Source organism: Kitasatospora sp. NPDC004745 (assembly GCF_042873275.1).
Classification (GTDB): Bacteria; Actinomycetota; Actinomycetes; order Streptomycetales; family Streptomycetaceae; genus Kitasatospora.
On sequence record NZ_JBIALK010000012.1, the window covers coordinates 1 to 12,013 of the forward strand.

At 71.4% G+C, this 12,013-nt stretch carries 10 protein-coding genes and 1 pseudogene; 7 read left to right on the forward strand and 4 right to left on the reverse strand.

Annotated elements, in window-relative coordinates:
* The 7 genes and pseudogenes from ACFYUY_RS20265 to ACFYUY_RS20295 all read left to right on the forward strand — a co-directional run.
* Positions 1-94 (forward strand): annotated as a pseudogene (locus ACFYUY_RS20265) (roadblock/LC7 domain-containing protein); the annotation flags it as partial.
* 165 nt (positions 95-259) lie between these two features.
* On the forward strand, positions 260-682 hold the full coding sequence (locus ACFYUY_RS20270) for a DUF742 domain-containing protein (RefSeq protein ID WP_030257834.1): 423 nt from the start codon (positions 260-262) through the stop codon (positions 680-682).
* Entirely contained in the window at positions 663-1,241 is a 579-nt protein-coding gene (locus ACFYUY_RS20275; RefSeq protein ID WP_387902151.1) for an ATP/GTP-binding protein, read from the forward strand. Before ACFYUY_RS20270 ends, ACFYUY_RS20275 begins: the two co-directional genes overlap by 20 nt.
* A 411-nt stretch (positions 1,242-1,652) precedes the next feature.
* Positions 1,653-5,015 carry a nitrate- and nitrite sensing domain-containing protein gene (locus ACFYUY_RS20280; RefSeq protein ID WP_387902153.1) on the forward strand — a complete coding sequence of 1,121 codons (3,363 nt, stop codon included), beginning with the start codon at positions 1,653-1,655 and terminating at the stop codon, positions 5,013-5,015.
* A 10-nt stretch (positions 5,016-5,025) separates the two neighbouring features.
* Positions 5,026-5,439, forward strand: coding sequence for a roadblock/LC7 domain-containing protein (locus tag ACFYUY_RS20285; RefSeq protein ID WP_097236138.1), 414 nt, complete (start codon positions 5,026-5,028; stop codon positions 5,437-5,439).
* Positions 5,440-5,600: 161 nt separating this feature from the next.
* Positions 5,601-6,296, forward strand: a complete 696-nt coding sequence (locus tag ACFYUY_RS20290; protein WP_360223521.1) for a DUF742 domain-containing protein — start codon at positions 5,601-5,603, stop codon at positions 6,294-6,296.
* Entirely contained in the window at positions 6,277-6,861 is a 585-nt protein-coding gene (locus ACFYUY_RS20295; RefSeq protein WP_387902156.1) for an ATP/GTP-binding protein, read from the forward strand. The genes ACFYUY_RS20290 and ACFYUY_RS20295 overlap by 20 nt, the downstream gene beginning before the upstream one ends.
* Positions 6,862-6,933: 72 nt before the next feature.
* Here the strand turns inward: ACFYUY_RS20295 and cimA are convergent, their stop codons facing one another.
* From cimA to ACFYUY_RS20315, 4 genes are all read right to left on the reverse strand, one after another.
* On the reverse strand, positions 6,934-8,538 hold the full coding sequence (gene cimA, locus ACFYUY_RS20300) for a citramalate synthase (RefSeq protein WP_387902159.1): 1,605 nt from the start codon (positions 8,536-8,538) through the stop codon (positions 6,934-6,936).
* Between the two features lie 351 nt (positions 8,539-8,889).
* Positions 8,890-10,002 carry a branched-chain amino acid aminotransferase gene (locus ACFYUY_RS20305; protein ID WP_360204837.1) on the reverse strand — a complete coding sequence of 371 codons (1,113 nt, stop codon included), beginning with the start codon at positions 10,000-10,002 and terminating at the stop codon, positions 8,890-8,892.
* A gap of 243 nt (positions 10,003-10,245) precedes the next feature.
* Positions 10,246-11,283, reverse strand: coding sequence for a 3-isopropylmalate dehydrogenase (locus ACFYUY_RS20310; protein ID WP_360204835.1), 1,038 nt, complete (start codon positions 11,281-11,283; stop codon positions 10,246-10,248).
* Positions 11,284-11,362: 79 nt separating this feature from the next.
* Positions 11,363-11,926, reverse strand: a complete 564-nt coding sequence (locus tag ACFYUY_RS20315; protein ID WP_387902162.1) for a Uma2 family endonuclease — start codon at positions 11,924-11,926, stop codon at positions 11,363-11,365.
* Positions 11,927-12,013 lie beyond the last annotated feature (87 nt).

Sequence of the window (12,013 nt, forward strand, 5' to 3'; positions counted from 1 at the left end):
CGTCGGCTACGAGATGGCCCTGCTCGTCGACCGCGCCGGCGCCGTCCTCACCCCCGCACTCCGCGCGGAACTCCAGGGCAGTCTCCTGCACTGACCTGGGCCCGAGCGGCATCCATCCCCCGTCCCACCTCCCCCGCCGGGTCCGACCCGACCGGTCCCGGCGTCTCACCCTCAGCTACCCTCAGGCAGCTGATCCCGCCTCAGCTGGCACCGCCCCAGCTGGAACCGGCTGCCCAAGGCTGCAGCACAAGGAGGACCCATGACCCCGCCCTCGACACCCGCCGGCTACGGCAACGGGTACGGCAGCGGCTACGGCGGGCAGCAGTCCGACGGCTACGAGCAGCAGCCGCTGGTCCGCCCGTACGCGATGACCGGCGGCCGCACCCGACCGCGGTACCAGCTCGCCATCGAGGCCCTGATCTCGACGACCGGCTCGGCCGAGCGGACCGGCGGCCTGCTGCCCGAGCACGCCCGGATCGTCAACCTCTGCCGTGAGGTCAAGTCCATCGCGGAGATCTCCGCACTGGCCGGTGTGCCGCTCGGTGTGGCCCGCATCCTCGTGGCCGACCTGGCCGAGGCCGGTCTCGTCGCCATCCACCAGCCCGCCGCCGCGGGCGAGTCGGGCGGAACGCCCGATGTCACGCTGCTCGAAAGGGTCCTCAGTGGACTTCGCAAGCTCTAACGGACCCGCCCGTGCCACGACGTCGGCCAAGATCGTCGTGGCGGGCGGCTTCGGTGTCGGCAAGACCACGCTCGTCGGCGCCGTCTCCGAGATCAACCCCCTGCGCACCGAAGCCGTCATGACCTCGGCCTCCGCCGGGATCGACGACATCAGCCACGTCTCCGGCAAGACGACCACCACCGTCGCCATGGACTTCGGCCGCATCACCCTCGACGAGGACCTCATCCTCTACCTGTTCGGCACCCCCGGACAGGACCGCTTCTGGTTCATGTGGGACGACCTCGTCCGCGGAGCCATCGGCGCCGTCGTCCTCGTCGACACCCGCCGCCTCGCCGACTGCTTCCCCGCCCTCGACTACTTCGAGAACAGCGGACTCCCCTTCGTCGTCGCCCTCAACGGCTTCGACGGACACCAGCCCCACACCCCCGACGAGGTCCGCGAGGCCCTCCAGCTCAGCGCCGACACCCCGGTCGTCACCCTCGACGCCCGCCGGCGCGACAGCGCCAAGAGCGCCCTCATCACCCTCGTCGAACACGCCCTCCTCGCCCGCCTCCGCTGAGGCCGACGAGGGGTGCGGAGCAGGCCGCACGCCCCGGGGGTCCGTCACCGCGACGGACCCCCGGGGTGGCCGCGCTTACCGGGCGGTGTCGTCCGGGGGCACCGCGCAAGACCCGTGTATAAGCAGCGGATAACAGTTCGGTAGGCATTTTGTGATCAACAGTGACTCTCCGTGGTGAATTAGCGTCACTCAGCGCCAGATGACCACGGTTTTGCTCCGTCATGTCGGTGAATGTCCAGATTGTGCCGACGCGGGTGCCATCCGACGGCTGTTTGTCCCCCATCCCTGCACGTGCTGAAATTCCAGCTACCCCTGATTGCTCTCGTGCCGGCCCACCCGGTGACGGGCCAGGGCCCGGGGGTAGCGCTGGATTGATCCATGGCCGGCAGTCGGCCGAGAGGTAGTTGTCGAGTGAGGCGTAAGCAGCAACCCGCCCCGCAGCGGCGCTCCGAGCCCCGCCAGAGCGAGCCGAACGGTACCGCAAAGGACCCGGCCGGATTCTCCGCGTTCACGCCCACCGAGGAGCGCTCACCCGCCTCCCCGGTGCTGCAGCCCGCGGCCGCGTCCAAGGAACCGCCGGGCGGCGGCCAGGACGGCGACGGCGGCTCCGGTCGCTACGACTTCCTCCGCCCGCGGAACTGGCGCGTGCCGACCCGCCTGATCGCGATCCTGCTGATCCCCGTGATCATCAGTCTCGTCTTCGGCGGCCTCCGCGTGAACACCTCGGTCGACGGCTACATCAAGGCCTCCCGCGCCGAGAAGACCGCCGAGCTCGCCAAGGCGGCCACCGAACTCGCCGAGGCGCTCGAGAACGAGCGCGACAAGACGCTGATACCCCTGCTCACCAAGCAGGACCCGGCCGGCCTGGTCGCCAAGGCCCGGTCCGACACGGACACGGCGCTGAAGGCGTACAACGCGGCCTACGCGGCCTCCGACAAGTCCGGTGAGCTGCCGCGCCGCCACGAGGCCTTCGAGAACCTCGTGGTCAACCTGCCGCACCTGCGCGCCAACGCGTACGGCCCCGAGCTGTTCGCCAGCGCCACCGCCAGCGCCTACTCGGTGATGTTCGCCCCGCTGCTGTCCTACGACAACTCGGTCGGCATGGGCTCCACCAACGCCACCAGCAAGGGCCGCGCGATCTACGCGATGTCGCTGGCCAAGGCCTCCGCGTCGACGCAGCGCGCGCTGATGCTGCACCTGCTCGTCGGCATCTCCGCCGGGACCACCACCCGGTACGAGAACTCCGACATGATCCAGCAGATCCTCGTCGCCGAGAAGCTGGAGCAGGTGTCGCTCACCGAGTTCAACACCGGTAGCGCCCCCGAGGACGCCAAGAAGTACTCCGACGCGCAGGTCGCCCAGGCCGCCGCGCAGGAGCGCTCGGCGTACAAGATGCCCAACGGCTCCGCGCCCACCATGCAGAGCCTGCTCGCCCTGGGCGCCGCCTACAGCCAGGCCGCCGCCGAGGGCCAGAGCAAGGGCAAGGCCGCCGCCGACGCCGCCTACGCCGAGGCCAAGGGCGCCGGTCTGACCCCGGACAACTGGAACCAGGCCGCCAACACCCACATCCAGGCCCTGCGGAGCACCGAAGTCGTCCTGCTGGACGACGTCCTCACCGACTCCCGCAACCTGAAGGACAACGCGCTCTACGACGCCGTCCTCAACACGATCATCGTCGTCGCGGCGCTGATCCTGGCCGGTCTGCTCACCGGCTACGTCGCCCGCTCGATGATCCTCGGCATGCGCACCCTGCGCAGCGCGGCCCTGGAGATCGCCGACCACCGCCTGCCGGACCTGGTCGAGAAGCTCTCCAAGACCGACCCCGACCGGGTCGACACCTCCGTCGCCGCGATCCCGCTGCACGGCAAGGACGAGATCGGCGAGGTCGCCCGGGCCTTCGACCAGGTCCACCAGCAGGCCGTGGCGCTCGCCGCCGAGCAGGCCCTGCTGCGAGGGAACGTCAACGCGATCTTCACCAACCTGTCGCGCCGCAGCCAGGGCCTGATCCAGCGCCAGCTGGCGCTGATCACCGACCTGGAGAACAACGAGGCCGACCCGGACCAGCTGGAGAACCTCTTCAAGCTGGACCACCTCGCCACCCGTATGCGCCGCAACGGTGAGAACCTGCTCGTCCTCGCGGGCGAGGAGGCCGGCCGCCGCTGGAACACCCCGGTCCCGCTGGTCGACGTGCTCCGCGCCGCCGCCTCCGAGGTGGAGCAGTACGAGCGCGTCGAGCTGTCCGGCATCCCGGAGGTCGAGGTCGTCGGCGCCGCCGTGACCGACCTCGTCCACCTGCTCGCCGAGCTGCTCGAGAACGCCACCTCGTTCTCCAGCCCGCAGACCCGGGTCCTGGTCAACGCGACCCGCCTGCCGGACGGCCGCGTGCTGGTCGAGATCCACGACAAGGGCATCGGCCTCACCGCCGACGACTTCGCCGAGATCAACGAGAAGCTGGCCGAGCCGCCGACCGTCGACGCCACCATCTCCCGCCGCATGGGCCTCTTCGTGGTCGGCCGGCTCTCCCAGCGGCACGACGTCCGCGTCCAGCTCCGCCCCTCCGGCGAGTCCGCCGGGACCACCTCGCTGGTCATGCTCCCGCCGTTCGTCACCCAGTCGAACGCCGCCCCGGAGCCCGAGGAGCAGTTCACCGTCTCCCGGATCTTCGCCGAGCAGGAGCCGACCTCCGAGTGGGCGCCCGACGGCCGCCCGCGCAGCGCCGCCGAGCTGGGCTTCGACGACCACCTGACCGGCACCGGCCAGGCCGGCTCCTCCGGCTTCAGCCCGGCGCTGGAGGCCGTCCAGCGCTCGCAGCGCCTGGACCAGGTGCGCCGCGCCGCGGCCCTGGAGGGCGGCCCGAACACCTCCGAGATGCCGGTGCTCGACGCCGAGGTCGAGGAGGAGTACCAGCAGGGCTACGACCAGTACGCCCCGCAGGGCTACGAGCAGTCCGGCTACGCCGACGACCAGTACGGCTACCAGCAGGGCTACGACCAGCAGGACGAGTACGGCCAGGACCAGTACGGCCAGTACCCGCAGCAGGGCTACGAGCAGTCCGGCTACGCCGACGACCAGTACGGCCGCCAGGACTACCAGGGCCAGGACTACCAGGGCTACCAGGACGGCTACGGCGGCGACCAGTACGGCCAGCAGGCCGCGGAGGCCCCCGCCGGCCACCCGTACGCCCCGGAGCCCCCGGCCCTGCCCGCCGCCGAACCCGCCGCCACCCTGCCGTCCGGGCTGCCGCAGCGCCGCCCCGGCCAGCAGCTGGCCGGCGGCAGCTTCACCGCCCCGGCCACCCCGGCGGACGGCGGAGCCGGTGGCGAGACCCCGAACTGGTTCGCCGGTGCCAAGGACACCTCGTCGGTCGACGAACCGCGCGGCCACGACGTGTCGGGGCTCGGCGGGTACGGCCCGACCGGCCCGACGACCTCCCCCTGGCAGTCGCCCAATGACGGCGCCTGGCAGCGGGCCGAGCAGACCCGCGAGCCCGCCTCCGGCGGCACCACCGGGGCAGGCCTGCCCCGGCGCGTGCCCAAGCAGAACCTGGTGGCGGGCAACGCCAAGCCCACTCCGCAGGAAGGGCCGCAGGTCTCCCGCAGCCCCGAGGAGGTCCGCGGGCGGCTCACCAACCTGCGCCGCGGCGTGGAGCAGGGCCGCAGCGCGGGAAACACCGGAAGCTTCCGGATCGACCCCGATCAGGTAGACCCGTCCGGCAACGGACAGCAGAACCGAAGCACCGATCTCTTCGGCGGCTCGAACCACCAGGAGCGTTGAGTTGACTCAGATGAGCCAGGCCGCACAGAACCTGAACTGGCTGATCACCAATTTCGTGGACAACACCCCCGGGGTGTCCCACACCGTGGTGGTCTCCGCCGACGGCCTCCTGCTGTGCATGTCCGAGGGCTTCCCCCGTGACCGCGCCGACCAGCTCGCCGCCGTGGCCTCCGGCCTCACCTCCCTCACCTCCGGCGCCAGCCGGATCTTCGAGGGCGGCGAGGTCAACCAGACCGTCGTCGAGATGGAACGGGGCTTCCTCTTCCTCATGGCCATCAGCGACGGCTCCGCCCTCGCCGTCCTGGCCTCCCCCGACTCCGACATCGGCCTCGTCGGCTACGAGATGGCCCTGCTCGTCGACCGCGCCGGCGCCGTCCTCACCCCCGCACTCCGCGCGGAACTCCAGGGCAGTCTCCTGCACTGACGGTTCGTCGGATACCGTCCAGGTATTCGAAGTACCTCCGCGTCCCTCCCGGGCCCGCTTCGGCGGGCTCGGGTTCGGACGTTGTACGGCCTTCGCACCACCGGCTCCGGACCTGCGCCGAAGCTCGCACCGCACCGCCGCACCCTGTGAGGAGAGGAACCGTGACACCGCCCGACGACCGTAGCGGCCAGTACGGCGTTCCGTACCCCGGCACAGGCCATGACGCCTTCGGAGCACCTGGCGTCGGCCACGGTCAGCAGTACGGCCGGCCGCAGCACGCCGAGCAGTACGACCAGCACCAGTACGGGCAGCCCCAGCACCCGTACGGCCGGCAGGAACAGTACGACCCGCAGGGCCGGCAGGGGCCGTGGGGCCAGCCCGGCCCCTACGGACAGCCGCAGCCCTCCTACGGCACGCCGCAGCCCGGCCCGCCGGTCCCGACGCCCGAACCGGCCCCCGGCTACCAGCCGGCCCAGGAGCCCGGGCACGTCGAGGAGTTCGAGGACGAGACCGACTCCGGCCCGCTGATCCGGCCCTTCGCGATGACCGGCGGCCGCACCAGACCGCGCTACGAACTCGCGCTGGAGGCCCTCGTCTCCGCCGACGTCGACCCGCAGCGGCTGGCCACCCTGCTCCCCGAGCACCAGCGGATCTGCACGCTGTGCACGGAGGTCAAATCCGTCGCGGAGGTGTCGGCGCTGCTCTCGCTTCCCCTGGGAGTGGCCCGCATCCTCGTGGCCGACCTGGCCGAGGCCGGCCTGGTCGCCATCCACCAGCCCGCTTCCGGCGGCGAATCCGGAAACCAGCCCGACGTCACGCTGCTCGAAAGGGTCCTCAGTGGACTTCGCAAGCTCTAACGCGGCCGCCCCCACCCGCGCCACCACCTCCGCGAAGATCGTCGTCGCGGGCGGCTTCGGTGTCGGCAAGACCACGCTCGTCGGCGCCGTCTCCGAGATCAACCCCCTGCGCACCGAAGCCGTCATGACCTCGGCCTCCGCCGGCATCGACGACATCAGCCACGTCTCCGGCAAGACGACCACCACCGTCGCCATGGACTTCGGCCGCATCACCCTCGACGAGGACCTCATCCTCTACCTGTTCGGCACCCCCGGACAGGACCGCTTCTGGTTCATGTGGGACGACCTCGTCCGCGGAGCCATCGGCGCCGTCGTCCTCGTCGACACCCGCCGCCTCGCCGACTGCTTCCCCGCCCTCGACTACTTCGAGAACAGCGGACTCCCCTTCGTCGTCGCCCTCAACGGCTTCGACGGACACCAGCCCCACACCCCCGACGAGGTCCGCGAGGCCCTCCAGCTCAGCGCCGACACCCCTGTCATCACCCTCGACGCCCGCCGGCGCGACAGCGCCAAGAGCGCCCTCATCACCCTCGTCGAACACGCCCTCCTCGCCCGCCTCCGCTGAGGCCGGTGAACGGTGCCCGTGGACCCTCCGGCGGAGGGTCCACGGGCCGGGGGCGCGTGGCGCGGGGGCGCGCTACTCGGCCGGGTCCAGGCCGGCCCTGATCAGGCCGTAGGTGTAGGCGTCCTCCAGGGCCAGCCAGGAGGCCGCCACCACGTTGTCGGCCACCCCGACGGTGGACCAGGTGGTGGTGCCGTCGGTGGACTCGATCAGCACCCGGGTCTTCGAGCCGGTGCCGTGCTGGCCCTCCAGGATGCGGACCTTGTAGTCCACCAGCTCGAACCTGGCGAGCTGCGGGAAGGTCCGCTCCAGCGCGGCACGCAACGCCTGGTCGAGGGCGTTCACCGGGCCGTTGCCCTCACCGGTGGCGATCCGGCGCTCGCCCTTCGCCCACAGCTTCACCGTGGCCTCGTTCCCGGTGAAGCCGTTCGGGCCCTGCTCGCTGATGGTCCGCCAGGACTCCAGGGTGTAGAAGCGGTCGCGGCTGCCGCGCACCTCGTCGCGCAGCAGCAGTTCGAAGGAGGCGTCCGCGGACTCGTAGGTGTAGCCGAGGTTCTCCTGCTCCTTCACCCGGGCGACCACCCGGCCGGCGAGGTCCCGGTCGGAGGAGAGGTCGTAGCCGAGCTCCTTGCCCTTGAGCTCGACCGAGGCCCGGCCGGCCATGTCGGAGACCAGCATCCGCATGGTGTTGCCGACCCGCTCGGGGTCGATGTGCTGGTAGAGGTCCGGGTCGACCTTGATCGCGGAGGCGTGCAGGCCCGCCTTGTGCGCGAAGGCCGAGTAGCCCACGTACGGCTGGTGGGTGGAGGGGGTCAGGTTGACCACCTCGGCGATCGCGTGCGAGATCCGGGTCATCTCGGCCAGCCGGCCCTCCGGCAGCACCCGCCGGTCGTGCTTGATCTCCAGCGCCCCGACCACCGGGAACAGGTTGGCGTTGCCGACCCGCTCGCCGTAGCCGTTGGCGGTGCACTGCACGTGGGTCGCGCCGGCGTCCACCGCGGCCAGGGTGTTGGCCACCGCGCAGCCGGTGTCGTCCTGGGCGTGGATGCCCAGCCGGGCCCCGGTGACGGCCAGCACGTCGGCGACGATCTCCCGGACGTCCGAGGGCAGCATCCCGCCGTTGGTGTCGCAGAGCACCACCACGTCCGCCCCGGCCCGGTGCGCGGTGCGGACCACGTCCAGCGCGTAGTCGCGGTTCGCCCGGTAGCCGTCGAAGAAGTGCTCGCAGTCGATGAACACCCGCCGCCCCTGGGCCCGCAGGAACTCCACGCTGTCCCGGACCATCTCCAGGTTCTCGTCCAGGGTGGTGCGCAGCGCCAGCTCCACGTGCCGGTCGTGCGACTTGGCGACCAGCGTGATCACGGGGGCGCCGGAGGCGACCAGTGCGGCCAGCTGCGGGTCCTCCGCGGCCCTGCCGCCGGCCCGACGGGTGGCCCCGAAGGCGACCAGCTGGGCGTGCCGCAGGTCCAGCTCCGCGGCGGCACGGGCGAAGAACTCGGTGTCGCGCGGGTTCGCCCCGGGCCACCCGCCCTCGATGAAGCCCACCCCGAACTCGTCCAGGTACCGGGCGATGGCCAGCTTGTCCGCCACCGTCAGGTTGATGCCCTCCCGCTGCGCGCCGTCGCGCAGGGTGGTGTCGAACACGTGGAAACTGTCGTCGGTACGGCTGACCTCGGTCATGACCCCTGGTTCTCCGTTTCGGGGAGGTTGTACTGCTCTGCCGGATCTCGAGTCCCGGCTCCACTGTCCAGCATCCCGCGCGCGCCCCGGTGTCCCCGAGCCCCTTGTGGGGGCTCCCGGCCGGTCCGGGGTAAACAAAAAGACCCCTCGCGGGTGCGAGAGGTCTGCGCGCGGGTCTGGACGCTGGTGGTCGCTCCGCATCGGGTCCTGCGGGAGCGGTCACTGCGGACCGGCGCGCCTGCTGCTAATAATCAGCGACAGCGAGGACACGCTGGCAGTCTGGCACAGCCCCCGCGGTCCGGCCCGCCCGTCTCGCGATGCGAAACGCGGCAGGCCGGCGCGGGTGCGGAATCAGACGATCTTGTGCAGCCAGCCGTGGGTGTCGGGGGCCTGGCCGCCCTGGATCGCCAGCAGCGCCCGGCGCAGCTCCATGGTGACCGGGCCGGGCTCGCCGGCGCCGACCGTCCAGTCGGCGGCGGCCGACTTCACCGAGCCGACCGGGGTGATCACGGCGGCGGTGCCGCAGGCGAACACCTCGGTGAGGGTGCCGTCGGCGTTGGCCCGCTGCCACTCGTCGGTGGAGATCTTGCGCTCCTCGACGGCGTAGCCGAGGTCGGCGGCGAGCTGCAGCAGCGAGTCGCGGGTGATGCCGGGCAGCAGGGCGCCGGACAGCTCCGGGGTGACGATCTTCGCGTCCGCGCCCTCGCCGAAGACGAAGTACAGGTTCATGCCGCCCATCTCCTCGACCCACCGGTGCTCGGCGGCGTCGAGCCAGACCACCTGGTCGCAGCCCTTGGCGGCGGCCTCCGCCTGGGCGATCAGCGAGGCGGCGTAGTTGCCGGCGCACTTGGCGGCGCCGGTGCCGCCGGGCGCGGCCCGGACGTACTCCTTGGACAGCCACACCGAGACCGGCTTGACGCCGCCCGGGAAGTAGGCGCCGGCCGGCGAGGCGATGATCATGAACAGGTAGGAGTTGGCCGGCCGGACACCCAGACCGACCTCGGTGGCGAACATGAACGGGCGCAGGTACAGGCTCTGCTCGGGCTCGTTCGGCACCCAGGCCTGCTCCTGCTGGACGAGCAGCTCGACGGCCTCGACGAAGGTCTCCACCGGCAGCTCCGGCATCGCCAGGCGGCGGGCCGAGGCCTGGAAGCGGGCGGCGTTGGCCTCCGGGCGGAAGGTCGCGATGGAGCCGTCGGCCTGGCGGTAGGCCTTGAGGCCCTCGAAGATCGCCTGGCCGTAGTGCAGCGTCATGTTCGCCGGGTCGATCTCCAGCGGCGCGTACGGCGCCAGCTGGGCGTCGTGCCAGCCCACGCCCTCGGTCCAGCGGATGGTGACCATGTGATCGGTGAAGACCCGGCCGAAACCGGGGTTGGCCAGCCGGGCCTCGCGCTCCGCGGCGGGCAGCGGGTGGGCGGAAGGCTTGAGGTCGAACGAGATGGGCGCCTGGGTGGGCGTGCTCATGGCTGTTTCCTTCACCGTGGGGTTGGTTCGGGTCGCCACCGCCGGTGGACGTCACGGCGAACGATCACCGGAACGAACGCACGGCGGCACGACCCACTGTCGATACTCGCATCCAGAGGGCCGTGCCGAACAGTCGCCCGCTCCTTGGGGAGCTGCAAGCTGCGGTTATGCGGTCGGGCCCACCGGGCCGGACCTTGTCGGACCCGGCTCGTCGGCCGGACTCCGTCCTTCGGATCCGGCCCGTCAGCCGGCTACTCGGTCGGCGAGCGCGTCGCCGACCTCGGAGGTGCTGCGGGTGCCGGTGCGCTCGGCCAGGTCCGCGGCGACGGCGGCCTCCACGCGGGCCGCCTCCGCGGCGAAGCCCAGGTGCTCCAGCAGCATGGCGACCGACAGCACGGTGGCCGTCGGGTCGGCCTTGCCCTGGCCGGCGATGTCCGGCGCCGAACCGTGCACCGGCTCGAACATCGACGGGAACTCGCCGCTCGGGTTGATGTTGCCGCTCGCGGCCAGGCCGATCCCGCCGGTCACGGCGGCGGCCAGGTCGGTCAGGATGTCGCCGAACAGGTTGTCGGTGACGATGACGTCGAAGCGCTCCGGCTGGGTGACGAAGAAGATCGTCGCCGCGTCGACGTGCAGGTAGTCGGTGGTGACCTCGGGGAACTCCTCGCCGACCGCGGCGAAGATCCGCGACCACAGGTGCCCGGCGTGCACCAGCACGTTGTTCTTGTGCACCAGGGTGAGCTTCTTGCGCGGCCGCGCCTGGGCCCGGCGGTAGGCGTCGCGCACCACGCGCTCGATGCCGAAGGCGGTGTTGAGGCTGACCTCGGTGGCCACCTCCTGCTCCGTCCCGGTGCGCAGCGAACCGCCGTTGCCCACGTACGGGCCCTCGGTGCCCTCGCGGACCACCACGAAGTCGATGTCCGGCTCGCCCGCCAGCGGGGACTTCACCCCGGGGAACAGGCGGCCGGGGCGCAGGTTGATGTGGTGGTCGAAGGCGAAGCGCAGCTTCAGCAGCAGCCCCCGCTCCAGCACGCCCGACGGCACGCTCGGGTCGCCGATGGCGCCCAGCAGGATCGCGTCGTGGGACTTCAGCTCCGCCAGCACGGAGTCCGGCAGCGTCTCCCCGGTCCGGTGGTAGCGCCGGGCCCCGAGGTCGTACTCGGTGGTCTCCAGCTTGACGTCGGCGGGAAGCACCGCGCCCAGGACCTTCAGACCTTCGGCCACCACTTCCTGGCCGATGCCGTCACCCGGGACTACTGCGAGACGAATCGTGCGAGACATGCTCGGACCCTACTCCGCCGTCCCAGGGGCTGACACCTGGCGTCCACCATCCGGACGCGCCGGGCCGGGACGGGCCGGCTCAGGTCAGGTCGACCTCGACCGGGAACGGGCGCTCGACCTTCAGCTGCTTGTGGTGGATGCCGGTCAGCCCGTAGCCCCTGGTCGCCGGGTCCAGCTCGTACGTGTGGACGACCGGGCGGCCCTCGTCGCACTCGACGCGCCAGAAGTGGCGGATGCCGGCTGCCGCGTACTTGCGCGGCTTGGTCTCACGGTCACGCTCGCGAGACTCCTCCGAAACGACCTCGACCGCCAGCAGGACGTGCTCGGCGGAGAAGCCCGTCTGGCGGTAACCGGTGTCCGAGTCCTCGTGGACCACGAGGATGTCCGGCTCCGGCCGGTTCCTCCGGTCCAGGGTGACCGTCATTTCCGGCCACACCTCCCAACCCGCCGGAACCGCCTTCTCCAGCCCACGCTCCAGCATGCGCTTCGCCCGGACATGGAATTTCGTCTGCGGACTCACGAAGACCAGGCTCCCGTCGAGCAGTTCGGTGTGCGGCGGGAGATCAGGCAGCCGGTCGAGATCCTCTGCGGTGTAGCCGCCGACCGGAGGCCGGATCCAGTCGGGGTACGGCGAGATGCTCATGGTTCCTCCCATACGGGCATCCTGGCGGCGCTCCCAGGCTACTGGGCAAGGCCGTCCGGAACGCCACCCCTTCGAAGGAGCGCGTAC

What these genes read in the sequence shown, in the direction of transcription:
- ACFYUY_RS20270 (WP_030257834.1), top strand. Translation starts at nt 260, where the DNA reads ATGACCCCGCCCTCGACACCCGCCGGCTACGGCAACGGGTACGGCAGC.
- ACFYUY_RS20315 (WP_387902162.1), bottom strand. Translation starts at nt 11,926, where the DNA reads ATGAGCATCTCGCCGTACCCCGACTGGATCCGGCCTCCGGTCGGCGGC.
- ACFYUY_RS20310 (WP_360204835.1), bottom strand. Translation starts at nt 11,283, where the DNA reads ATGTCTCGCACGATTCGTCTCGCAGTAGTCCCGGGTGACGGCATCGGC.
- ACFYUY_RS20305 (WP_360204837.1), bottom strand. Translation starts at nt 10,002, where the DNA reads ATGAGCACGCCCACCCAGGCGCCCATCTCGTTCGACCTCAAGCCTTCC.
- ACFYUY_RS20285 (WP_097236138.1), top strand. Translation starts at nt 5,026, where the DNA reads ATGAGCCAGGCCGCACAGAACCTGAACTGGCTGATCACCAATTTCGTG.
- cimA (WP_387902159.1), bottom strand. Translation starts at nt 8,538, where the DNA reads ATGACCGAGGTCAGCCGTACCGACGACAGTTTCCACGTGTTCGACACC.